22 protein-coding genes and 4 pseudogenes are annotated in these 23,228 nt (G+C 67.8%); 18 read left to right on the top strand and 8 right to left on the bottom strand.

The features are described from left to right. Window positions 1-81 precede the first annotated feature (81 nt). Window positions 82-264 carry a hypothetical protein gene (locus KI385_RS42485; RefSeq protein WP_238578112.1) on the top strand — a complete coding sequence of 61 codons (183 nt, stop codon included), beginning with the start codon at window positions 82-84 and terminating at the stop codon, window positions 262-264. On the opposite strand, the pseudogene KI385_RS42480 reads toward KI385_RS42485, so the two are convergent. Then, window positions 237-895: pseudogene (locus tag KI385_RS42480) on the bottom strand (transposase). The gene KI385_RS42485 and the pseudogene KI385_RS42480 sit on opposite strands and share 28 nt — an antisense overlap. A 111-nt stretch (window positions 896-1,006) precedes the next feature. Further along, a complete protein-coding gene (locus KI385_RS42475; RefSeq protein ID WP_238577332.1) occupies window positions 1,007-1,543 on the bottom strand; it encodes a 2'-5' RNA ligase family protein in 537 nt (178 codons plus the stop codon). 181 nt (window positions 1,544-1,724) lie between these two features. Between KI385_RS42475 and KI385_RS42470 the strand changes: the two genes are divergently transcribed. The 6 genes and pseudogenes from KI385_RS42470 (at window position 1,725) to KI385_RS42445 (ending at window position 5,692) form a co-directional block, all read left to right on the top strand. Beyond that, window positions 1,725-2,333, top strand: a complete 609-nt coding sequence (locus KI385_RS42470; RefSeq protein ID WP_238577331.1) for a transposase — start codon at window positions 1,725-1,727, stop codon at window positions 2,331-2,333. Beyond that, window positions 2,306-2,392: pseudogene (locus KI385_RS42465) on the top strand (hypothetical protein); the annotation flags it as partial. The gene KI385_RS42470 and the pseudogene KI385_RS42465, both read left to right, overlap by 28 nt. A gap of 67 nt (window positions 2,393-2,459) precedes the next feature. Beyond that, window positions 2,460-2,966, top strand: a complete 507-nt coding sequence (locus KI385_RS42460) for a transposase (RefSeq protein WP_342593511.1) — start codon at window positions 2,460-2,462, stop codon at window positions 2,964-2,966. A 136-nt stretch (window positions 2,967-3,102) separates the two neighbouring features. Next, window positions 3,103-4,386, top strand: a complete 1,284-nt coding sequence (locus KI385_RS42455; protein ID WP_238577329.1) for an NAD(P)/FAD-dependent oxidoreductase — start codon at window positions 3,103-3,105, stop codon at window positions 4,384-4,386. Window positions 4,387-4,621: 235 nt separating this feature from the next. Next, window positions 4,622-4,765, top strand: a pseudogene (locus KI385_RS42450) (transposase); the annotation flags it as partial. 156 nt (window positions 4,766-4,921) lie between these two features. Further along, a complete protein-coding gene (locus tag KI385_RS42445) occupies window positions 4,922-5,692 on the top strand; it encodes a nucleotidyltransferase domain-containing protein (protein ID WP_238577328.1) in 771 nt (256 codons plus the stop codon). A 124-nt stretch (window positions 5,693-5,816) separates the two neighbouring features. Here the strand turns inward: KI385_RS42445 and KI385_RS42440 are convergent, their stop codons facing one another. The 3 genes from KI385_RS42440 to KI385_RS44110 form a co-directional block, all read right to left on the bottom strand. Then, window positions 5,817-6,104: a hypothetical protein gene (locus KI385_RS42440; protein ID WP_238577327.1), complete on the bottom strand. Its 288-nt coding sequence runs from the start codon at window positions 6,102-6,104 to the stop codon at window positions 5,817-5,819. 154 nt (window positions 6,105-6,258) lie between these two features. Further along, window positions 6,259-6,945 carry a transposase gene (locus KI385_RS42435; RefSeq protein WP_238577326.1) on the bottom strand — a complete coding sequence of 229 codons (687 nt, stop codon included), beginning with the start codon at window positions 6,943-6,945 and terminating at the stop codon, window positions 6,259-6,261. A 209-nt stretch (window positions 6,946-7,154) separates the two neighbouring features. Then, window positions 7,155-7,277, bottom strand: coding sequence for a hypothetical protein (locus KI385_RS44110; RefSeq protein WP_281066966.1), 123 nt, complete (start codon window positions 7,275-7,277; stop codon window positions 7,155-7,157). Window positions 7,278-7,675: 398 nt separating this feature from the next. Between KI385_RS44110 and KI385_RS42430 the strand changes: the two are divergent. Beyond that, a pseudogene (locus tag KI385_RS42430) lies at window positions 7,676-8,320 on the top strand (methyltransferase domain-containing protein); the annotation flags it as partial. A gap of 377 nt (window positions 8,321-8,697) precedes the next feature. Here KI385_RS42430 and KI385_RS42425 read toward each other — a convergent pair. Further along, window positions 8,698-9,534, bottom strand: a complete 837-nt coding sequence (locus KI385_RS42425) for an alpha/beta fold hydrolase (RefSeq protein WP_238577325.1) — start codon at window positions 9,532-9,534, stop codon at window positions 8,698-8,700. A 514-nt stretch (window positions 9,535-10,048) separates the two neighbouring features. On the opposite strand from KI385_RS42425, the gene KI385_RS42420 reads away from it, so the two are divergent. Together KI385_RS42420 and KI385_RS42415 are read left to right on the top strand one after the other, a co-directional pair. Then, window positions 10,049-10,774 carry an alpha/beta fold hydrolase gene (locus tag KI385_RS42420; RefSeq protein WP_238577324.1) on the top strand — a complete coding sequence of 242 codons (726 nt, stop codon included), beginning with the start codon at window positions 10,049-10,051 and terminating at the stop codon, window positions 10,772-10,774. A 266-nt stretch (window positions 10,775-11,040) separates the two neighbouring features. Continuing rightward, window positions 11,041-11,877, top strand: coding sequence for an alpha/beta fold hydrolase (locus KI385_RS42415; RefSeq protein ID WP_238577323.1), 837 nt, complete (start codon window positions 11,041-11,043; stop codon window positions 11,875-11,877). A gap of 17 nt (window positions 11,878-11,894) precedes the next feature. Here the strand turns inward: KI385_RS42415 and KI385_RS42410 are convergent, their stop codons facing one another. Next, complete coding sequence (locus KI385_RS42410) at window positions 11,895-12,392, bottom strand: carboxymuconolactone decarboxylase family protein (protein WP_238577322.1); 498 nt, start codon at window positions 12,390-12,392, stop codon at window positions 11,895-11,897. A gap of 125 nt (window positions 12,393-12,517) precedes the next feature. Here KI385_RS42410 and KI385_RS42405 point away from each other — a divergent pair, with 125 nt between their 5' ends. After that, on the top strand, window positions 12,518-13,498 hold the full coding sequence (locus KI385_RS42405) for a pirin family protein (protein WP_238577321.1): 981 nt from the start codon (window positions 12,518-12,520) through the stop codon (window positions 13,496-13,498). A gap of 10 nt (window positions 13,499-13,508) precedes the next feature. Next, a complete protein-coding gene (locus tag KI385_RS42400) occupies window positions 13,509-13,850 on the top strand; it encodes a GNAT family N-acetyltransferase (RefSeq protein ID WP_238577320.1) in 342 nt (113 codons plus the stop codon). Between the two features lie 19 nt (window positions 13,851-13,869). Here KI385_RS42400 and KI385_RS42395 read toward each other — a convergent pair whose 3' ends face one another. Then, window positions 13,870-14,229, bottom strand: a complete 360-nt coding sequence (locus KI385_RS42395; protein WP_238577319.1) for a hypothetical protein — start codon at window positions 14,227-14,229, stop codon at window positions 13,870-13,872. Window positions 14,230-15,135: 906 nt separating this feature from the next. On the opposite strand from KI385_RS42395, the gene KI385_RS42390 reads away from it, so the two are divergent. The 6 genes from KI385_RS42390 (at window position 15,136) to KI385_RS42365 (ending at window position 23,211) form a co-directional block, all read left to right on the top strand. Next, entirely contained in the window at window positions 15,136-17,883 is a 2,748-nt protein-coding gene (locus KI385_RS42390; RefSeq protein WP_238577318.1) for a helix-turn-helix transcriptional regulator, read from the top strand. An 88-nt stretch (window positions 17,884-17,971) separates the two neighbouring features. Continuing rightward, the gene (locus KI385_RS42385; RefSeq protein WP_238577317.1) at window positions 17,972-18,739 is read left to right on the top strand and encodes an alpha/beta fold hydrolase; all 768 of its coding nucleotides are present in this window, start codon (window positions 17,972-17,974) and stop codon (window positions 18,737-18,739) included. 192 nt (window positions 18,740-18,931) lie between these two features. Then, the gene (locus tag KI385_RS42380; RefSeq protein ID WP_238577316.1) at window positions 18,932-20,185 is read left to right on the top strand and encodes a sugar ABC transporter substrate-binding protein; all 1,254 of its coding nucleotides are present in this window, start codon (window positions 18,932-18,934) and stop codon (window positions 20,183-20,185) included. Between the two features lie 19 nt (window positions 20,186-20,204). Further along, on the top strand, window positions 20,205-21,194 hold the full coding sequence (locus tag KI385_RS42375) for a carbohydrate ABC transporter permease (RefSeq protein WP_425357044.1): 990 nt from the start codon (window positions 20,205-20,207) through the stop codon (window positions 21,192-21,194). An 11-nt stretch (window positions 21,195-21,205) separates the two neighbouring features. Continuing rightward, window positions 21,206-22,021 (top strand): carbohydrate ABC transporter permease, encoded by an 816-nt coding sequence (locus KI385_RS42370; RefSeq protein ID WP_238577315.1) that lies wholly within the window; start codon window positions 21,206-21,208, stop codon window positions 22,019-22,021. Window positions 22,022-22,182: 161 nt separating this feature from the next. Next, window positions 22,183-23,211, top strand: coding sequence for an AraC-like ligand-binding domain-containing protein (locus tag KI385_RS42365; RefSeq protein WP_238577314.1), 1,029 nt, complete (start codon window positions 22,183-22,185; stop codon window positions 23,209-23,211). Window positions 23,212-23,228: the final 17 nt, after the last annotated feature.

Raw genomic sequence — 23,228 nt, 5'->3', positions numbered from 1 at the left:
TCCGGAAGGCGCTAATGCCGTGCGATTGCGTCGGACGGGGGCTGCCTGGGGGCCGGGCTGCTTGGCAGGTTCAATGCGTGGATGGACGATTCTTTGTGGGTCAGGCTCCCGGCCGATGCGCAAGCAGAAGTGGACCGCCTCGTTTCCGTGGGCCACAACGTGCAGGCCATCGTGGTGATGCGCGAGCATGTTCGGCTGCCGCAGCCCAGTCTCCGCGAGTGTGTTGACCTTCTCAGTCAACGCTTCACCGCCCTGCGGGAGTAATCGGCAGTGTGCGATGGTGCCGTGATATCGATCAGGTGCCCGCGCCAGTTCGGGGTCGCTTCGCGGGTGAGGCGTCGGCTCATGAGGTCGATCATTGCGAGGTTAATCATGGCTTCGGAGCGGTGCGGGTGGGTTTCGTAGTCGCGGGCCAGGCGCCTGTGGTGCATGAGCCAGCCGAACGTTCTCTCCACGACCCAGCGCCGGGGGATCACCTTGAAGCCCTTCTCGGCGGGATCGCGGCGTACGACTTCGACGTCGATGCCGAGACGGGCGCCGTGGTCGATGGCCTTGGTGCGGTAGCCGGTATCGGTCCAGGCTTTGGTGACGCGGTACGAGTCGCCGCAGCAGCCCGTTGAGCTGGTTGAATGCGCCGTCCTTCTGCCGGGCGGCGAAGTAGCCGTACACGCACGGTCTCCCAGGGGGCGAAGTTGCGCGGCAGGTAGCGCCAGGGGATGCCGGTCCGGTCGACGTACAGGATTGCGTCCATGATTCGGCGCAGATCGTGCTGGGGCGGGCGTCCGATGCCCAGACCGCTGGCTCTGCGTTCGGTCCGCCAAGCGGTCAAGGTGGGGTCGATCAACTCCCAGCGGGCATCGGAGAGGTCGCTGGGATAGGGGCACTGTCGCGTCATGTTTCGGTAGTGCCGCCGAACTCTGCGTGTGCCAGGGCCCAGACGGGAGTGAGCAGGGGTGTCTTGGGATCAGACAGGAGTGATCGGACCGAAACGGGCTGGTGCTCGTCGTCACTGGAGAGCGAAGGACGCTCGCTCATGCCACCCCGTGCCGTCGTGAACCATGAGTTCTACCGACGATACGCGCGCTGTGATGGGGAGACAGCCGAGGAGGTCGGCCTCAACCTTCTCCAGGACAGCGGCTTGTTGACCTTGGGTCACGGTCAGGTGCGGGATGACGTCTGTGAACTGGCCGCCGAACGGCGGGGTCTGTGGCCATCGATCGGCTATCGCCTGAGTGAGCTGCCGGAACTGCGTGTCCGGTTCGGGGACGAGATACAGCACCCCGGGAAACCGTCCACAGCTCTCGAACCGAACCTCAAAGGCCCGGTGCCCTTCCAGCACCTCCCCGACAGCAGCGCAGACGGCGCTATCGATGCGGCTCTCTTCGAGGAACGGGAAGAGCACCGTGACATGCGCTGGAACACCCGCGCGGGCTGAGGGGTCAAGCTGTTCGCGCCACGCACGAACAGCAGGCTCGGCCTCGGGGATCTTCACGATGAGTCCCGTTTGCCCTGCCTGAAACTCGCTGGAGCCGTCGTCTGCCACCGCATCTGTCTACCAACGAGCCCTGGCGACTGCGACCGAATAATCGCCAGAGCAATGCTCAGGACTTGTGGATCAGCTCCCGGGAGCACGCGAAGGGCGTACCTTCCCGGGTGATTGATCAACCAGTCACCGAGTAGGCCCGCGTTGCAGCGCGGGCTGGGAAAGCACGCCCGTACTGAGTGTGGTGAATGCCGACGGCACCACCGAGTCCGGCTCCCTGATCGACGAGATCGTCCGCGAAGGCGCCAGCCGGATGCCGGCCGCCGCGCTCGAGGCGGAAGTCGACCAGTACATGGCCGAGTTGGCCGCCGAACGGGATGAGCGCGGGCACCGCCTGGTGGTCCGCAACGGCCGCCACCGGGCCCGCACGGTCGTCACCGCGGTCGGTCCGGTCGAGGTCGCCGCGCCCCGGGTGAACGCTGCGTCGACGAGGCCACCGGCGAGCGCAAGCGGTTCTCCTCGAAGATCCTGGCCCCGTGGTGCCGCAAAGTCGCCGAAGGTGTCCGAGGTGCTGCCGCTGCTCTACCTGCACGGCCTGTCGTCGGGGGACTTCGTGCCCGCGCAGGAGCAGTTCCTCGGCGGTGCGGCCGGCCTGTCGGTGGCCACGGTGACCCGGCTGACGAAGCAGTGGCAGGACGACCACGCTGCCTTCCAGCAGCGTGATCTCGCCGACCGCGACTTCGTCTACGTGTGGGCCGACGGCGTGCACCCCAAGGTGAGGCTCTCGGGCAGGCGCACTCCTGCGCGCTGGTCCTGCTCGGGGTGCGGCTGGACGGCACCAAGGAGCTGATCGCCCTCGCAGAGGGGCTCCGCGAGTCGACCGAGTCGTGGGCCGACCTGCTGCGGGACTGCCGTCCGCGGGGCATGCGCGACCCGGAGCTGGGCGTCGGCGACGGGGCGATGGGGCTGTGGGGCTGTGGGGCTGTGGAGGGCCCTGGCCGAGGTGTTCCCGGGCGCCCGCCATCAGAGGTGTCGGGTTCACAAGGCCCGGAATGTCACGAACGCCTTGCCGAAGTACGCGCAGCCGGGTGCGACGAAGGCGATGCAGGAGATCTACAACGCCGAGGACCGCGCGCACGCGGAGAAGGCGATCGAAGCGTTCACAAAGGCCTACGGGACGGAGTGGCCCAACGCCGTCGCGAAGATCACCGACGATGCGGAGGAGCTGCTGGCGTTCTACGACTTCCCGACCGAGCACTGGATCCACCTGCGGACCACGAACCCCATCGAGTCGACCTTCTCGACCGTGAACCTTCGAACCAAGATCACCCGCGGTGCGTGCAGGCCCGGCTGCCGCCCTGGGCGACGGTGTTCAAGTTGGTCGAGTCAAATCCGCCCAGGAACGCTGGCGGGCCATCATCGGGGCCCACCTGGTCGCGCTGGTCCGCTCCGGCGCGAGGTTCGAGAACGGCGCCCTGGCTGACGCACGGAGGAAGCCACCGCAGCCTGATCACACATCACCCGATCCACAACTCTTGACAACCGTTCATGCACCTGACAGCAGTGGCACTGCACCACTCCCACGAACGGCGCCACACTCCGAAGGGAACGATCAGCGCATGACCAAGCCTGAGAGCGCGGGATACGACTACGACGTCGTCATCAGCGGAGCCAGCCTCGCCGGCAGCGCCGCGGCGATCTTGCTCGCTCGGCGCGGTGTCCGCGTCGCACTGCTGGAACGCCGCTCGGACCCCGAAGCGTACAAGGCGCTGTGCACCCACTCCCTCACGGCCAACGCCTACCCGGTGCTGGACGAACTCGGCCTCATCCCCGCTCTCGAGAAGGCGGGAGCCGTCCGCAACCAGGCCCGCTGGTACACCCGCTGGGGATGGATCGAGCCAAGGGCCGCGCCGGCGGGCCCCGAACTGCCGCACGGGTACAACATCCGGCGCAGCACCCTCGACCCGTTGATCAGGTCCCATGCAGCGGAAACCCCTGGCGTCGATCTGCTCCTCGGTCACCATGTGACCGGGCTGGTCCGGGAAGCCGGGCGAACCTTGGGGGTGCGCACGTCGACACCACAGGGCGAGCGCGAGATCCGGGCCCGCCTGGTGGTCGGCGCCGATGGCAAGGACTCGGCCGTAGCGAAGTTCGCCGGGGTGCCTGCTCAGTTGTACGAGAACACGCGGTTCGGCTATCTCGCGCACTTCCGCAATCTGCCGCTGCACGGCGGGATCAGTCACGCCTGGTTCCTCGAGCCCGACATGGCGTACGCGTTTCCGAACGACGACGGGGTGACGGTCCTTGCCGTGCTCCCGGACAAGAAGCGACTGCCGGCCTTCCGGGAAGACCTGGAGGGCAGCTTCCTCGGATTCGTCCGCGCCCTGCCCGAGGCACCGCCCATCGACTCCGCCGAGCGCATCACGAAGATCACCGGCACTGTCAACTACCCGCTTCACAGCCGCAAGCCGACCGCACCGGGCGTCGCGTTCATCGGCGACGCCGCCCTGACCGGCGATCCCCTGTGGGGAGTGGGATGCGGGTGGGCTCTGCAGTCCGCGCAATGGCTGGCGGAGGCGGTCGCCTCGGCCGCAACGGGTCGGGGCGACCTCAATAGGTCGCTCGTGGTGTATGCACGCAGACACCAGCGCCAGTTGCGCGGTCACCAGTACCTGGCCGCCGACTTCGCCAAGGCCCGTCCGTTCAATCCCTTGGAGCGACTGATGTTTTCGGCGGCAGCGCGCGATGAATCGGTGGCGCGGCACATGCATCTGTTTGCATCCCGCCTGATCGGTCCGCTGCGTTTCTTGAACCCCGTGGCACTGGCCAAGGCTTCGGCCGTCAACATCAAGCATCGCGGGGCGGCTGTGCCACCCGCGCACCTGTCACACACAGGGTCATGACCGGCTCCCCTCCCACTCCACTCGCTCTCGGCAGCTTCCGCAGAAAGGAACACCGAACCGCTCCGGGGGTCTGTGGAGGCTTGATTCCATCAGGCCATGGCACGTCCGTCGAGGATCCCGTTGAGCTGCGCCGCCGTGCGGTGCAGCTGGCCGCCGAGGTGCGGCCTGAGCACGATACCGAGTGGCCGCGATGAAGGCGGTCGCTGTGAAACTCGGGATCGGCTCCACCGAGACCTACGGGGTGAAGTGGCCCAAGGCCGTCGCGAAGAACACCGACGATGCGGAGGAGCTGCTGGCGTTCTACGACTTCCCGGCCGAGCACTGGATCCACCTGCGGACCACGAACCCCATCGAGTCGACCTTCTCGACCGTGGAGATTCACCCGATCCACAACTCTTGACCATTGCTCTAATCACCATCGGGCCCATCTCAACTGGGCGCTCATCACCGTGATGACCAAGCGCCTGACCCACAAAGGACCTCGCACCGGCAGTTGGACGATGCGGTCCTAGCCCGACCTGGCACGATGACGGCCATGCATCCCCAGCCGCATCCCCATACAGGAATGTCAGGCCTTCGGCTCGGTTCCAACGAGGCAGCGGCAGACGTCCGTGCGGCCAGCCGACTCGTTTCCGCGCGCTATCCGGAAGCGATCGGCGCGGTGCTGGGCGGTTCGGCCGCACGCGGTCAGTCCACTCCCAGCAGTGACCTGGACATCACAGTCCTTCTCCCTGATCACGGCATGAGACGTCGTGAGGTGCTTCGGTACGATGACTTCCTGGCTGAGGTCTTCCTCAACAGTCGCTCCGACCTGCGAACGGCCTTCGCGGAAAGCCGCACGACGCGCAGGGCGACCACTCTCTTTCTCTTCGCTGATTCCCTCGTTCTCCACGACCCCAACGGCCATGTCGAGGCGCTTCGCCAAGAGGCCAAAGCCCTGTTGGCAGCAGGCCCAGATCCCCTAACCGGGCCCGAGCGCGACGCCCAGCGCGCCCTGCTCACAGACCTCTTGGACGATCTCACTGACACCGGCCCCAACAGCGACCCTCACGAACAGCTGGCCGTGGCAGACCGGGTCCTGCGCGAAGCGGCGCACCTGCTCACCGCGCACCATCGCACGTGGAACGGTGCCGGAAAATGGCTGCCCAGGCGCTTGAGAGCAGCTGACCCCGTACTCGGCAAGGGCCTGCTCGACGGACACCTCGCCCTGGCCAGACACGCTGACCCCACACCGCTGGCGACCTCAGCCATCCGAGTGCTGAACCTGACAGGCGGTCCTCTCCGCGAAGGCCACGTCGACCGCTGACGCCCGCCACACCAGCGCCAGTGTCACCGATGCCACCTGCCACGAGGGATCTCGGCAGGTTGAAAAACACCTACTGACCACTTGCGTGGAGCCCTAGTTGGTGGTCCTTGCTCCGCCTGCTGGGCTACTTGTGTGCGTCGAGGCGGGCTTGCAGGTCTTCGGCCAACCTGTCCGCCACGTCTGCGAGCGGGGGGTGATCTTCGGCCACCAATGCAAGGAGCCTGATGGTTGCCTCGGCCTGCCCCGCAGTCGTCAGAGCGAGCAGAGGTCCCTCCTGGTCCAATTTCTGCGCGAGCTTCGCGGCCATCCTGGTGGTGTCGATCGAAGGGACACGGGTGCCGCCTACCTGGCCGCCCTGGATGACGGTCCCGTGGAGCTGCGCACCGGGCGAAATGTTGTTCGAGACGTTCATGGTGTGCAGCCTAACGAGCTCGTGCATGGTTGGCGCTGAGACCTCGAGGACTTCGGTTCCGCCTGGTGTTCACACGTGGCAATCGGTCGCCAGGGTGGCGGTCTGCTGGTGGGAGAGCAGTCCGGCGATGGCTTGGATGGTGTCGGTCATGTGCTCACGGCGGCCGTGGTGGCGTGCGAGAGCTCGCCAGTTTTTGAGGTGGGCGATGCCATGCTCGACGCGGATACGGCGAGAGGAGTGGGGGCCCGTCCGAAAGCAGCTTGACCAGGCCTAACTGCCGGGCATGGGTGGTGTCGGCGCAGCTGGTCGGCTCGGCCGGGCTGCAGAACGGCAGCCTGCCATCGGCGTCCGTGACGACCATGGACTTGACGGCGTTCTGCTTGTTCTTCCCGGAGATGAACTTCTCCCGGTCCTTGCGCCCGACGGCCGGGCGGCGGACCCGGATCTCGGTGCCGTCCATGATCCCGGTCTGCCCCCTCGCACCGAGATGGTCGACGACTTCGGCGAGTGTCCGGAGGCGGACGTCGGGCGCGACGGTGCAGCCGCGCATCACCAGCAGTGGCAGTACTTCACCGATTGCGCGTGTGATGGTGGAGCGGTCGACGCCGAACCAGCAGGCCAGTACGTCGTGGGTGGCACCGTGGCGGAGGTGGATGAGCGTTGCCAACAGGCGGTCGGCAAAGACGAGTTTGTGTTTCGCGCCGGCACCCACGGCCCGGCTGCGGGGACGCGCCGTGAGCACGGCCTGGTGCCGCTCGTGCCACAAGGGGCCGATCTCAGCGATGAGTTCAGCGATCACATCGGGGGTGAGCCCTGTGATCCGCTGACTATGGATGATCACTGCACGCGCCCGCTTCCCCACCACACAGACCATGATCAACGATCACGATCCTCGACGCGCCACCGCCAACCATGCACGAGCTCGTTAATCCAGCATGTGTCTCCTTCCTTGCCTCCACCTCGGGGCGCTGTGCGGTAACGAAAGGGGCCTCCTCGCCGACCTCCGCCAGCTCGGCGCCTCGTCGTCCTCCGGGAACCAGGTCTCGAAGATCAGCGACAGGGGAAGGTCCGGCCCTTGGGGCCCGAGGCGGCGTCAGGGTTGATGATGTGCACCCGCCCACGGAAGGTCATGCCCTCCACGGCGTCGACGGAAATGGTGAAAAGGTCAGTCATGCGGTGCGCTCTCTTTCGCGGCTGTGCTTCTAACCATCTCGCGTCCTGGCTGCCCCATCAGTGGCAGGCATTTCCGCACCCACCGGCCATCCGTACGGATGTGCCTCCGAGCGAACCGACACTCCGGTGGACGGAGCGGCTTCGTTCGGTCTGCACGGTGATCCGAACGAAACGGCCTGGGCGCGGCCAGACGCCATGAGGAGATCCCTCCGCGCAGCGACGTCTACGACTTCGCGAAGAGCACCATGGACGAGTGGCTGGAGGAGATGGAGGAGATGGAGGAGCGTGAGCAGAATGAGCGGGAGAACCGTCTTTGACACCCGTCAGCTCCAGTCATGACGGGAGTTGACGAGAACAGGCCCGCGACGCTCGACCTCCAGGCTCGGCGTTCGCCACGGGCCGTAGCCGACGGGGTCTACGGGTACTGGCCCGAGGCGCGACCGGATCGTGGCCGCCTGCTCCTTCCGAGCCGTGCCGCCCGCGCTGCTCGCTCAGGCCCGACCGGGCGCGAAGCTCCTGCTCACCCTGTCGGGCCGGCTCTGCGGCTACGCGCGGATGCTGCTGACCGTCGCCGAGGACTGCACCGCCGAAGGCCAACTGCTGCCCGGCACAGTGTCGTTCATGTCGGCACGGACCCACACAGCGCCGTCGTTCGGCAACCCCGCCAACTGGGCCGCTGGCCTGCCGGAGAAGCCCAGGGCGGCCCGGCACAGCCCCCGGCGGATCACCGCCGCGACCGAGGAAGCAATCCACCTGCGACTCCTCGCCCAAAGCGCCGTCCCCAACGTGCAGATGACACATGTCGGCGACGTCGTGCACCTGTCCGACATCGTCACCGGCTCCACAGCCATCCTCACCCCGAGGCGGAGGGCTGGGCCGTACGCGAGGCCGGACCGGTGCACGTGTGGGCGCGGATCGAGGACGTCCTGGACAGCTACGACGAGGCCGGACTGCCGGGCCCGGGACGTTCAGCCTGCACGTCTACGACGGCCGGCAGCACCTGCGACACCTACAGGCCCAGCGTGCCGCTCCCCCGGCCTTGAGCGGCAGGGGCTTGCGGCGGGGCTTGCGGAAAATTGCGAAGCCGCAGGTCAGGTGATCGCCACAGTCCGCCCGGGAACGTCCCCTCTCCGATTCGGGCACGCATGGGGATGTCTTCGCAGATCAGGCGGTCACAGTGGGGCACTGAGCGCTCAGGACAGCATCCCCGAGGGCCGTTGAATTTCGCGGCACCGGTGGGTGGTCCTCCTCCCCGCCTCTCAACACCGGTAGCCGCAGGTGCCCGGCTCCTTTCGAACGACCGGCGCCGCTCACCGCAGCGGTACCCGGCCTCGCATGAGCGCCGTCGGGATCCCCGTCCCCAGAGATCCCGACGGCAGCCTCGATCCGCAGACCCGCCGGGCGGGCCTGCGGCGGAGGGTCACTTCCTCAGGAAGGCGAGGAGCGCGGTGTTGACCTCCTCCGCGTGGGTCCACAGCAGTCCGTGCGGGGCGCCCTCGACCTCCACGTACTCGGCGGACGGGAGCGCCTTGTGGAAAGGTCGCGCGGTTCCCTCGACGGGCAGGATCCGGTCGCCCGTGCCGTGCAGAATCAGGGCCGGGACGTCGATGGCCGGGATGTCGGCCCGGAAGTCGGTGTACCAGGTCGACGGCGCGGCAGCGGCGGCGAAGAAGCCACCGCCCGCGGAGACGTTCCAGCTGTTGCGGACCGCTTCCTCGCTGATCCTGGTGCCGAGGTTCTCGTCCAGGTTGTAGAAGTCCTTGTAGAAGGCGGTGTAGTACGCATAGCGGTCCGCCTTGACGGCCGCGACCACGCCGTCGAAGAACTCCTTCGGTGCGACCCCGTCCGGGTTGTCGTCGCTCTTGAGCAGGAAGGGTTCCAGCGAGGCCAGGAAGGCGACCTTGGCGACTCGGGCGGAGCCGTACGTGGACACGTAGCGGGCGACCTCACCAGTGCCCATGGAGAAGCCGACCAGGACGGCGTCTCGCAGGTCGAGGGTCTCCATGACGGTGTTCAGATCCGCCGCGAAGGTGTCGTAGTCGTAGCCGATCGCGGGCTGGCTGGACTGTCCGAAGCCGCGGCGGTCGTAGGTGATCACACGGTAGCCCGCGTCGAGCAGCACGGCGCTCTGCCGCTCCCAGGAGTGGCCGTCGAGCGGGAAGCCATGGATGAGGACGACAGGCTGCCCGGTTCCGTGGTCCTCGTAGTAGAGGTCGATGGTGGTGGAGTTTTCCTGACCCACGGTGATGTACGGCAAGGTCTCGTTCTTTCGTCCGGAGTGACTGGCGCGCGCAGGACCACGCTCCGCCTCGATGAGGCAGGGCGCTGTACGGACGGCATCGGCCAATCGGCGTCCGACGTCCGGGCGTTCGCGGCGCGGGATGTCATCACGCTAGGGCCAACATCTCGCCGCCTGTTGTCCTCGGACGCACCGCTTCTTGCCTGAAAGTGCCAGGAAGGGACGCATCCCGGCCCGCCGCTGCGCAAGGCCGTCGAAGACGTCCGTCCCCGCACCACTCGGAGGCGCGGACAGACCACAGGTGGTGCACCAACAGACAAGGCGCCTCCACCGTCCGCCCTTAATGTGCTGTTCAAGCGGCCCATCGCCCGGCTCGGACACCGCCTGCGCCGGTCCCGCCCGGCGAAGTACCTCGACCGAGGCAGCCGTCCGTGTCTCCTGGCGCCACTCGCTCCCAGCACAGGCAGCGGACCTGACCCGACCGCCCGGCCGCGCATCATCCGATCACCACGACATCAACAGGAGTTGTGCCTTGTCCCGTTCCGACAGCCCGACCGTAGTCCTGGTCCACGGCGCCTTCGCCGACGCGTCCAGCTTCGCCCGCATCATCCCCGAACTGGTCGCCCGCGGCCTGGACGTGGTGGCGCCGGCGGTGCCCAACCGCAGTCTGCTCGGCGACTCCGCCTACATCGCCTCGATCGTCCGTGAGATACCCGGACCGGTCATCCTGGTCGGACACTCCTACGGTGGTGCCGTCATCACCGTCGCCGGCGTGGAGGACAACGTCAGGGCGCTGGTCTACCTGGCCGGCTACGCCCTGGAGGAGGGCGAGAGCCTGGGCGAGCTGCAGGGTGGCTTCCCGGACTCCGACCTCGCCACCGCGCTCGTCTACACGCCGTTCCCGATCGAGGGCTCCACCACTCCCGGCACCGACGTGTCGGTCGAGATCGACAAGTTCCCGTCCATCTTCGCCGCCGACGTCGACCCCCGCCTCGCGGCCGTCCTCGCCGTCTCCCAGCGTCCGCTGGCCGCGCAGGCCTTCGCCGAGAAGGCTCCGAAGGCGGCCTGGAAGACCAAGCCCTCCTGGGGTCTGGTGGCCTCAGCCGACCGCACCATCAACCCCGATGTGGAGCGTTACGGCTACCAGCGGGCCGGCATGACCACCGTCGAGGTCGACTCCTCGCACCTGGTGATGCTCGCCCAGCCCGAGCGCGTCATCAAGCTGATCGAGGAGGCCGTGCGGGCCACCGCCGACTGAGTCGGCCTGCCCCTCGGCCGGTTGCCGTCGGGCCTCGGCCCCGCAGCCCGGCGGCCGCTCCTCCTCGACGCGGACGCGCATGGCCCTCGCCACCCGCGTGGCGGCTTTGACGGGCGGCGCTTTCCGCTGCCCGCCCGCGCAATCATTCGCCGACGCGGCCGGTCCGGGCTGCCGCGGAACCACGATGCGCCCTGCTCACGCGCACCCTTCCCCGTCCCCGTCCGTCCGGGGGACGCATCCCCGTCATTGCCCGTAGGAAGTCAAGGATGAACTCACCGATCTCCCGCCGCACCGTCACCGCCTCCCTCCTGGCCGGCGCCGCCGTCCTGGCGACCCCCCGTGCCGCGTTCTCGGCCACGTCACCGGCGGACGACCGGAAGACCGGCCCGCACCGGCACCCGACCAAGCCCACCATCGTCCTGATCCACGGCGCGTTCGCCGACGGCTCCAGCTGGAGCGCTGTCGTCGAGCGCCTCCAGCGGCAGGGGCACCATGTACTGGCACCGGCACTGCCGTTGCGCGGGCTGGCAAGCGACGCCGCCTACATCCGCAGCGTCCTGGAGAGCATTCCGGGGCCGATCGTGCTCGTGGGCCACTCCTACGGCGGATCGGTCATCAGCCAGGCCGCGGCCGAGTTCCCGCGGGTCAAGGCACTGGTCTACATAGCCGCCTTCGTCCCCGACATCGGTGAAAGCGCGCTGGAGTTGACGAACAAGTACCCCGGCAGCACCCTGGCGCAGGCCACGTCCACCCAGCCCTACCCGCTGCCCGGCGGTGGCACCGGCGAGGAGCTGATCATCAAGAAGGAACTGTTCCGCGAGCAGTTCGCGGCCGGCGTCCCCGTCCCGACCGCCCAGGTGATGGCCGTGGGTCAGCGTCCGATCACCGTGGCCGCACTCCAGGAGAAGACCACCGCGGCCGCGTGGAAGAAGATCCCCAGCTGGTACCTCGTGGCTACGGAGGACCGCAACATCCCACCGGCCGCCGAGCAGTGGATGGCCGACCGGGCCGGGGCCCGCACCATCACCGTCCGCGCACCCCACGCGGTCGCGGTGAGCGACCCCGACCCCGTTACCGACCTGATCCTGCGCGCTGCCTGCTGAGCGGACCGAGGTGGCGATCACCCACGTGGGGAACCGGGTATCAGGGGGACACGGTGCTTGCTCAGGACGGAGACCCGGTTGAACGCGTTGATGGTGATCGCCACCCAGATCGCCGCGGAGATCTCGTCGTCGTCGAGGGCCTGGCGTGCTGTTTCGTAGGCGCTCTCCTGCGCGGCGGCGTTCGCGGGTTCGGTGGTCGCCTCCGCGAGGGCGAGTGCCGCGCGCTCCCGTTCCGTGAACAGTTCGGTGTCCCGCCAGGCGGCCAGCACACACAGACGCTGGGTGGTCTCACCGGCGCGCAACGCAGCTCTGGTGTGCACGTTGAGGCAGTAGGCGCAGCCGTTGATCTGTGACACGCGGAGGTTGATCAGCTCTACCAGGCTGCGGTCCAGCCCCGCCTCGGCGGCGACCGCGCGGACCGCATCGGCCGTCTCGACCAGTGCGTGGTAGGCCTTGGGGCTCTGCTTGTCGATGAAGACCCGTCGGCTCGCGGGGTCTGCTGTGGTGTCACTCAACGTGGACTCCTTCAGGGCCGCTCCCGGCCCTCGCTCGCTCTGCTGTGCATGTGATGGGGAATGGACTTACTATCAAGCATGATTGTTGAATATGAAATCATCCTCGGGTGGGAGAGGGGCGTGCGATGAGCAACGCCGAAGTGGATCCTGCCGCACTGCGCTGCGGTGCCGCGGACCACGGTGAGGCCGCGCCGCAGGTCGACGTGCTGACCGCGCGGGACGTCCCATTGGGCGGGCCAAGAGCGATGACGGTACGGCGCACGCTGCCGCAGCGTGCCCGCACGCTGATCGGAGCCTGGTGTTTCGTCGACCACTACGGCCCCAACAACGTCGCCGACACCGGCGGCATGGACGTCGCTCCCCATCCGCACACCGGCCTGCAGACCGTGAGCTGGCTGTTCAGCGGAGAGATCGAGCACCGCGACAGCCTGGGCAGCCACGCGCTCGTACGGCCCGGTGAGTTGAACCTCATGACCGGCGGGTACGGCATCAGCCACTCGGAAGTCTCCACCACCCGCGCCACAATCCTGCACGGCGTCCAGTTGTGGGTGGCGCTTCCCGATGAACACCGGTACACCGGCCGTGACTTCCGGCACTACGTGCCGAGCCCGGTCCGGGTGGGCGGAGCGGACATCAGAGTGTTTCTGGGATCCCTCGCCGGGGACACCTCTCCGGTGCGGACGTTCACGCCCCTGCTCGGCGCCGAACTCGTCCTCGATCCACGCTCGACGACCACACTCCCGGTGAATGCCGCCTTCGAGCACGGCCTGCTCGTCGACCAAGGGAACGTCCGCATGGCCGGAACGCTCCTGCGCCCGGCGGAACTGGGCCACCTCGGCACGGGAATCGACACGCTGACGCTGACGAACGAGACGGACATCCCCGCTCGGGCGGTCCTGCTCGGCGGGACGCCGTTCGAGGAACAGATCGTCATGTGGTGGAACTTCATCGGCCGCAGCCACGAAGACATCGTCGAAGCCAGAGAAGCCTGGGAGAACGCATCCGACCGCTTCGGCAGCGTCGATGGTTACGACGGCGACCGTCTCCCCGCGCCCGCCCTCCCGAACGCCACCATCGCGCCGCGCAAGAATCCGACGCACCGCTGAAAGGCACACGATGACACAGCCTGCCCCCGCTCCGACCGTCCAGCGAGTGGACGCCAAGCACCGGTACGAAATCCTGGTCGACGGCAAAACCGCCGGCCTCACCGCATACCGCGACCGCGGTGATCAGCGCGTTTTCTACCACACCGAAATCGATGACGCCTTCGCCGGGCAGGGCCTGGCCTCGCTCCTCGTCCAGCAGGCCCTGACCGACGTACGCGCCTCCGGGAAACGCATCGTGCCGGTCTGCCCCTACGTCGCGAAGTTCCTCAAGAAGCACGACGAATTCGCCGACATCACCGACCCCGTGACCCCCGAAGTCCTGCAGTGGCTGGAGACCGTGCTGGCGAGGTGAGCTCCAGGCACTGACTACTTCAGTGGCCCACACCGGAAGCGGCAGGTTGGCCCTGATCCAGGGGGAACCGGGCATCGGCAAAACCAAGCTGCCTGCCGAGGCCGTCACCAGGGCCAGGGCGTGCCGCGCTTGCGGAGTCGAGTGCGATCTCGCCCGTTTCCGCCGGAGCGGCCGCCCGAGGCACATAGCCGACGGCGGCAGGCCAGATCCGCAATGCTTCAGCCGCAGCCGACGACGGATCGCCCATGACGCCGGGCAGCCCGAGGACTTTGTGGTGGTCGCCGTCGTGGGGGCCACCGGTGCTGTGCCGCAGCAAGGCGGATAAACGGCTGAGCTCGCCGCCGGAGCGCTTGCCCTTCGGGACACAGAGCGCCCGCATGCGGTCGACTTCCCGCGCGGTGTGCGCATCAAGGCCTGACTCGTCCCACGCCGCGTTCTCGGCGTACGGGACGACCAGCTGGAGCGGGTGACAGCGACCGTGATCGACGCGGATGGTCCGGTGGCCACCCTCCTCGGACCGCTTCTCATGACTCTGGCCGAGACTACCGCGGACTACCGCGGACTACCGCGGACTACCGCGGACTACCGCGGACTACCGCGGACTACCGCGGACTACCGCGGACTACCGCGGACTACCGCGGACTACCGCGAGCATGTTGCCGGCCGCCTGGCTCGCAACTTCACCGACCTGGTGGCCACCCTCATCACCGAGCGGGCCGCCCATGACGTGGAGGGCACAGTCTCACCACATGTCCGTCCGGCCCCTCCACAAGCTCTTCGAAGTGAGCCAGGGATCTCGCCCGGGGCAACAGCGGTGACAGGACCGTCTCCGGCGTGGCCCGGCGTTGGGGCTTCACCAACGCCGGGCCACTTCAGCCGACTCTTCCGCGATGCGTAGGGCGTGACTCCGAGCCAGTGGCGCGACACTCATGGCGGCGATGCGTCGTCGGAACCGTCAGCCGTGGTGGACGGGCCTGCCTGCTCTCCAAGTGACTGCAGACCCGCGTTCACGAAGCGCTCGAAGACGGTGGGCTCGACCCGCGCGAGGCGGCCACACAAGGCGTGCCCGCGGGGAGCCGCGACATGCTGGACTGCACGCACGCCCTCGTGCGTTTCCACGCCGATGGAGAACTCCAGCCCGCCATCGATATGCTGCCCGATGTGCTCCGGTACTTCCGGCGCTGAGACCTTCCGGCACCGGCAGACGGCGCCGAAGGGCGGAGACACCAGTTGGCTTGGGCTGAGCCCGGCTCCGGCCGGCCAGAGCGGAAAGGAAGGGGCGTAAGTGCACGGGTCAGGTGGATCGCTGACCCGTAGCGGTCTGCGCGGCCGAGAGGTCGAGCTCGAACGGCTGCAGGCACTGATCACCTCCGTCGCCCACACCGGAAGCGGGGGTTTGGCCCTGATCCAGGGGGAACCGGGCATCGGCAAAACCACGCTGCTCACCGAGGCCGTCACCAGGGCCAGGGCAGCGGGATTCTCAGTCGGCCTCGGCAAGGCCGATGAGCTGCATCACATCGTTCCGCTCTCGTCGCTGGCGGCCTGCGTCCTGCACGGCGATCAGCCTCTGCTGTCCGGCGATGCCCTTGTCGATCTTGCACGCAATCATGATCAGCGGATCTGGCTGGTGGAGCGCCTGGCGGAGGCGATCGAAGCCAGAGCCGCCAGCGTGCCGGTGCTGATCGCCCTGGACGATGTGCAGTGGACCGACCCACTGAGCCGGTTCGCCCTGAAGCAGCTTCCGACCCGCCTGCGGACCTCGCCGGTTCTGTGGATGCTGACCGGGCGACCGGAGCCCGCTGGTCCGGCGGACGAGGTCGTCGCAGCCGCGACCGGCAACCTCCCGACGGTCACTGTGCCACTGGGGCCCCTGTCCGGCGCGGCCATCGGCCAACTGGCCAGCGACACACTGGGTGCAGCCGTTGACGAGCAGGTACGGGACTTGCTCGACGGAGCCGGCGGGAACCCCTTTCTGGCGGTCGAGATGCTCGCGGGCCTGCGGACCGCCGAGGCATCCGGTGACCTGGTGCCCCCAGGGCTCGTGGTGGGTGTGCGCGGCAGACTCAAGTCCCTGCAGCCCGGCACGCTGCGCTTCCTTCAGATGGGAGCGGTGTTGGGACACAGCTTCGGCTTCCACGACGCCGCCGCACTCTGCGGCCAACCGCCCGCCACATTGATCGCGGCGCTCGAGGAGGCGGTGCGCGCCGGGCTCCTGGACGACGACGGCGATCATCTGGTCTTCCGGCATGATCTGCTGCGCCAGGCGGTCTACGTCGACATCCCGCCGTCAGCCCGCAAGGCCCTGCACCGAGAGGCTGCCCACCACCTTGTCTCCGCGGGCCACCAGCCGATCGACGCGGTGCCGCACGTCCTCAAGGGCGCCCTGCCCGGAGACGAGGAAGCCGTGGCGCTGCTGCGGCGAGCCGCTGACGACGTACTGCCGGTCACGCCGGGCCTCGCGGCCGACCTGATGACGCGCGCCCTGGAACTGGTGCCGTCCGCACGGCCGCTGAGGTTCGTAGTGGGTGAGCAGGCGATCCTCTGCCTGACTCGGGCCGGCAGGAGTCGAGAAGCGCTGTCGACCGGCGACCGGCTGCTGGCCTGCCGACCGACGCTGGAGGTGTTCAGTCGGCTGCAGGCCGCCCTCGGCGGGACGCTGTGGAACCTGGATCTCGCCGGCGAATTGCATCGCCGGGCCGAAACCGCCCTCGCCATGGTGGGCGCCGTCCCGGAGATCGGGGCGAGGCTGGCCGCCCTGCGTGCACTGGCCTTGTCCCGGGACCATGATCTCGTCGCGGCGCGTGAGGCCGGCGAGACCGCGCTGCGTGCCGCCACCGCGATCGGTGACCGGGAGGCGCACGTCCTGGCTCTGTCCGGGCTCGGCGAAATCGCGCAGAACGCGGGTGAGAACGCCGTCGCGCTGGAGCGCTTCACCGCGCTCAGCGCCATCGATTCCGCCTTCCTTCCCGAAGAGATCGTCGCGCGCCTGCACGTGGACGACTTCGAGTCCGGCGAACGACTGCTCCTGCAGGCAGCCGACAATGCCGGGGCGATGCGTCAGGCAATGATGCTGTGGGCTCAGGGCCAGTACGATCTGGGGCTCGGCCGGCTCGACGACGCCGACGCCGACTTCGTGACCATGGAGCGCCTGGAAGACGACGTACAGGTACCCGTTCAGCAGGTGAACGCTCGCGTGATCCGCTCCCGGATCGCCCTTCTGCGCGGCGACCGGGAAGCGGCGCGAGAGCACCTGGTCGCAGCGCAGGAAAGGCTGGCGGTCAAACCGAACCCGGGCAATACGGCGGCGGTGCGCTTCCTGGAAGCGGTCCACGCCGAGGCCGACGGGGACATCGGGCTTGCCGTCGACAAGATTCGGCAGGTGCAGCAGGAAGGTTTCTTCATGCGCTGGCGGCTGTTGCGCAACTGGGTCGATTCCGCCATACGCATGGCTCTGCAAGGCGCGGAGCATGAGCTCGCCGAGGACCTGGCCGCACAGGCCGAGGCCCATGCCGAACGCAACCCGGCCGTGCCCACCGCCACGGGCATCGCGGCGCAGGCCCTCGGGCTCGTGAAAAACGATCTCGCCATGCTGGAAGACGCCGTGCTGCTGCTCAAGGCAAGCCCTCGCCCGCTGGTCCGGGCCGCCGCCTACGCCGATCTCGGACAGGCACTCCTGGCAGCAGGCCGGAAACCTCAGGCAGTGGCCGCCCTGACCCACGCCCATGGCACGTTCGCCGACTCAGGCGCCCACGCCGCAGCGGAACGCGTACAGCGTGATCTGGACTGTGCAGGGGCCGGCAGCCGCAGGGCAGCGACCGTGCAGCGCCCCGTTCAGGGATGGGGGGCCCTCACGACCTCGGAGAAGAAGGTCGCGCGTCTCATCGCCGAGGGTCACACCAACCGGTCGGCCGCCGACATGCTCGTCGTCTCCCCGCACACGGTCAACACTCACCTGACCTCCGCCTTCCGCAAGCTGTCGGTCAACTCCCGGGTTCAGCTCGCGAATCTGGTGATGGCCTTGCCCGACGGCTGAGCCGACGAGTTGGTACGTTCACGCGATGCCCCGCCATACCTGAACGCGCTTGGCTGGGGCACCCCACACTCAGTCAGAGGTCACCGACATGCACGGACCCACCTCCGTACCGCCGACCATCGTGCTCGTGCACGGGGCGTTCACCGACGCCTCGTCGTGGGCGGGGGTCGTCAGCCTCCTTCACGCCGCCGGATTAACGGTGCGCGCCCCGGCGAACCCGCTGCGCGGCCTGGTGCAGGACGCCGCCTACATCGGGAGCATGGTGCGCGACATCGACGTTCCCGTCGTACTGGTCGGCCACGACTACGGTGGTGCGGTCATCACACATGCCGCCACCGACGCCGACAACGTCGTGGCGTTGTGCTACGTCGCAGGTTTTGGCCTCGACGCGGGCGAGTGCGTCCTGGACATCACGAACCGCTTCGCCCCCGTGCCGGTGGCGGACGCGACCTTCACCGCCGCTCTCCCCGCCCAGATTCCCGGCGGCCCGGAAAGCGAGCTCTACATCCATAAGGAACGGTTCCCGCAGGTGTACGCCGCCGACCTGCCGCCCAGCGTCAAGGATGTGCTGTCCGTGGCGCAACGCCCGATCGCCTGCCGCGCGCTGACCAGTAGATCGGGCCCGCCGGCATGGGCCTCCAAGCCGTCCTGGTACGCCATCGCGACCGCCGACCGGATACTCAGTCCCACCGCTCAGCGCTTCATGGCACAGCGCATGGCGGCCACCGAATACATGCTGGACGGCTCGCACGCTGTTGTGCTGTCGCAGCCCGCCGCCGTGGTGGCGATGATCCGGGAAGCCGCCGAGCAGGCCACTGGTCGCGGCGATGACGGCGGGCTTCGACAAGCCTTCTGAGCAGGTGAAGGAGGTAAACCGCAGAGTCTCTGCCACGCCCTGTGGGAGCCGGCATGACGACTACTGGAATCCGTTAACATTCAATCGAACGGAAGACACCGGTACGGACCTCCTGATGGTGCCCGCCGGGCTGCGTCCACCCTCCCGACGCCGACACTCCGGCCACAGACGTCCCTCGGTAAAGGCACCACCATGATCTCACCGGCCAGACCGCCGGCGCGGCGGATCGCCGCCCTCCTGACCGGAACCCTCACCCTGGTACTGGCTGCCACCGGGTGCGGTGGCGGAACCGGTGACGGGTCCGCCACAGGCAAAATCACTTCCATCACGGCACTCGACTATTACACCGACAAAGCCGAACACGCCCAATGGGACGAGATGCTCACCGCCTGCGGCAAGGCCGCCGGTGTAAGGGTCGAGCAGACAAGCGTTCCGGGGGCGTCGCTCATCCCCAAGGTCCTGCAGCAGGCCTCGTCGCGGACCCTTCCCGACCTGTTGATGCTGGACAACCCCGACATGCAGCAGATCGCACAGACCGGCGCACTGACCCCGCTGGACCAGTACGGCATCAACTCGGGCGGCTTCGCCAAGGGCATCCTGTCGGCGGGCACCTACAAGGGAAAGGTGTACGGCCTGGCGCCCACCGTCAGCACGATCGCCCTCATCTACAACAAGGACATGCTCTCCGAGGCCGGTGTCGCCGTGCCCAGGACCTGGGACGAGCTGAAGGCGGCGGCGGCCAAGCTGACCCGCTCGGGGCGCTATGGCATGGCGGTCGACGCGAACGCCACTTTTGAGGGCACCTGGCAGTTCCTGCCCTTCCTGTGGTCCAACGGCGGGGACGAGAAGCAGTTGGACACCCCGCAGGCCGCGCAGGCACTCCAGCTGTGGGTCGACCTGGTGAAGAGCGGCTCCATGTCGAAGTCGGTGCTGAACTGGACGCAGGCCGACGTCCACGATCAGTTCATCGCCGGCAAGACAGCCATGATGATCAACGGCCCCTGGCGGATCCCCGCCCTGAACAAAGCCAAGAAGCTGCACTGGGGGGTAGCCCCCATCCCCGTCCCCCGGACGGGGCAGACCCCTGTCACACCGCTCGGCGGTGAGGTGTGGACGGTCCCACAGAGCGCTTCCAAGGCCCGGCAGAAGAAGGCCGCCCAGGTCCTCGCCTGCCTGAACGACTCCACGAACATGCTCACCCTGGCCAAGCAGCACTTCACCGTGCCCTCCCGCTCCGCGGTGGCCTCCCAGCACGCCGAGCAGGTCCCGTCGATGGCTGCCTTTGTCAAAAGCGTGGAAGCGGCGCGGGCCCGTACCAACAAGCTCGGCGTCAAGTGGCCCAAGGCGGCGACCGGGATATACACAGCGATCCAGTCCGCGCTGACGGGCGAGCAGACACCGGAGGAAGCCCTCAGGCATGCGCAGCAGATCGCGGCCGGTAACTGACCTGTCCCCGCCCCTCCGGATGAGTACTGGGCCTGAAGACGGCGCCGTCGTCGTGGAGACAACGGCCACCGGTGCGGCAGAGGAGGATGAGGCCGCGCCCGGCAGGGAGCGGGCGGTGGCCCGGGCGCGCCTTTGGGAGCGGCTCGCCCAGTGGATGTTCATCACGCCGGCCGCGGCATACCTGCTGCTGTTCTTCGGCTACCCGATCGTCAAGAACATCGTGATGAGCTTTCAGCAGTACACGACCACCACGTTCTACACCGGTGCCGCACCGTTCGTGGGACTGCAGAACTACTCAAAGATCCTTTCGTCGGACCTGTTCTCCAAGGCCCTGCTGACCACGGTCCTGTTCACCGCTGGTTCGATCTTCGGGCAGTTCGTGCTCGGCCTGGCACTCGCCCTGTTCTTCCGGCGCAGCTTCCCGCTCGGCCGCGTTCTGCGGTCGCTCCTTCTGCTGCCGTGGCTGCTGCCGCTGGTCGCCTCCGGAACGATGTGGAGGTGGATGCTCGACCCCGACACGGGAGTCGTCAACGACGCGCTGCGCCACCTCCACCTCTCGTCGTCCGGCATCCCCTGGCTCACCGGCACCTCACAGGCGCTCGTGTCAGTAATCCTCGTCAACATCTGGGTCGGAATCCCCTTCAACACCACGATCCTGTACGGCGGCCTGCAGGACATCCCGACGCATCTGTACGAGGCGGCGAAGATGGACGGCGCCGGCCCGGTGACGTCGTTCCGCCATGTCACCTGGCCACTGCTGCGACCCGTGGTGAGCGTCGTGCTGGTGCTGGGCGTGGTCTACACGGCCAAGGTGCTGGACATCATCCTCGTGGTGACGGGCGGAGGACCGGCCAACGCCACGGAGACCGTCGCCACCCAGTCCTACGAACTGTCCTTTCAGCAGTTCGAGTTCGGGCGCGGTGCCGCAATGAGCAACATCCTCATCGTCATCTCGCTCGCCTTCGCCCTCGTCTACCTGCGCGCCAACCGCCGCACCCAGAACGTCTGAGAGGCGATCCCGTGAAGCGCGCACCCAACCGTGGCTGGCCGTCCACGATCGTCGGGATCGTCCTGCTCGCGCTGATGCTGTTTCCCGTCTACTGGACGGTGAACGCCTCCCTCCAGCCGGCGGGCAACACACTGCAGGGAGGCTGGTTCCCCTTCCATCCGGACTTCAGCGGTTACGCCACCGCACTGCGCGATCAGGGCCGCAACCTCGTCACCAGCCTCGTCATAGCCCTCGGCAGCGTGACGCTCAGCCTCGGGCTCGCCGCCCCGGCGGCGTACGCGCTGGCCCAGTTCCCCGTCCGAGGAGCCAACCTCGTGCTCTTCGGCATCCTGATCACACAGATGGTGCCGGGCATCGTCGTGGCCAACGCGCTCTACAGCGCCTACAACGACCTGGGACTCCTGAACTCCTACCTCGGACTGATCCTCGCCGACTCCACCGCCGGGGTCCCCTTCGCGATCATCATCATGCGTTCGTTCATGCAGAGCATTCCCAAGGAGATCATCGAGGCCGCGCGAGTGGACGGCGCCGGGAGGTTGCGCGCCTTCCGCTCCGTAGTGCTCCCGGTGAGCGCAAACGCATTGATCACTGCCGCCCTCTTCACCTTTCTCTTCACCTGGAGCGACTTCCTCTTCGCCCTCACGCTGACCACCACGGAGACCGTACGGCCGATCACCTTGGGCATCTACCAATACATCGGAGCTCACACGAACCAGTGGAACGCCATCATGGCCACCGCGGTTCTGGCATCCATCCCGGCCGCCGTGCTGCTCGTCATCGCTCAGCGATACGTCACCGCCGGCGCCTCCAGCGGAGCCATCAAGTGAGGGACGGTCCCGTCTCCGTCCCGTCCGTCGTCGACCTGCCGATGGTCATCGCAGGCTCCAGTCCTCCCGCATCCCCGATCTAGCGGATTCACGCGATGTGCTGACCCAGGCCCGCTGGCACGGTGTTTTTCAGTAACCACACCGGCTGATGGGCGGAGATCATGTCGCCGAATTCCTCGATATTGGAGCCCGGGCAGGTCCCGGCCACCCTCAACACCACGGATTCGGTGCCCGCCGACCGCAAAAGGGCGCACTGGCGCGAAGTCCTGTCCCAGACGTTCGGCGCTGTGGACATGGCCGTCCCCGACGAGGTGTATTCCGGCACGATCCGCACGACGCCGCTCGGCCCGCTTCAGGCCGTCACCGTGGACGGCGACTGCCTCTCCGCCCGGCGATCTCGCCGGCTCGTCGCACAGGGCAGAGAAGACGACTACGTGGTCGTCAAACTGCTGGACAGGGGTATCGCCCGACTCGAGCAGGACGGCCGCGAAGCCTACCTTGGGTCGGGGGACGTTTTCGTCTACGACATGGCGCGCCCCGTCCGGCTGGACTTTCCCCAGTCCTTCCGGACGAAGTCCCTCGTCCTGCCGAGAGACGTTCTGGGCCTGAGCGAGTCCGACGTGGCTCACATCACGGCCACCCCGCTCGGCCCCGACACCCCCCTGGGCGGGCTGCTGGCGCCCTTCCTGGCCGGGCTCGTGAACGGCGCGGGAACCTACTCGCCACGCACCAGTGAGCTGATGGCCCGTAGCTTCGTGGACCTGCTCGGCGTGCTGGCCGACGATCTGCTCGGCCGGACGAGCGAGGACACGCCCGGCGGGAACCGGGCACTGCTGCTACGGATCCAGGCGTTCATCGACCGTCACATCGCGGACACCGATCTGACCCCGCAGGCCATCGCCCGAGCCCACCACATATCCCTGCGCTATCTGCACAAGCTGTTCGAGAGCGAAGACGCCACTGTCGGCCGGTGGATCCAGCGGCGTCGCCTGGAGGAGTGCCGGCGCGATCTGGCGCGCCGGGCGAATGTCTCCACGATCGCCGCGGTGGCGCACCGATGGGGTTTCACCAGTGCCGCGCATTTCAGCCGGGTGTTCCGGGCCACCTACGGGATGTCCCCACGTGAATGGCGCGACACCCAAGGCTCGGCGCCGTACACCCCGTCACCCACGCGGCACCTCGGTGCCTGAACCCGGTGCCCGGTTCT

Origin of the sequence: Streptomyces inhibens (assembly GCF_022221585.1) — a bacterium.
Classification (GTDB): domain Bacteria; phylum Actinomycetota; class Actinomycetes; order Streptomycetales; family Streptomycetaceae; genus Streptomyces; species Streptomyces inhibens.
This window is presented reverse-complemented; position numbering and strand designations above follow the sequence as displayed.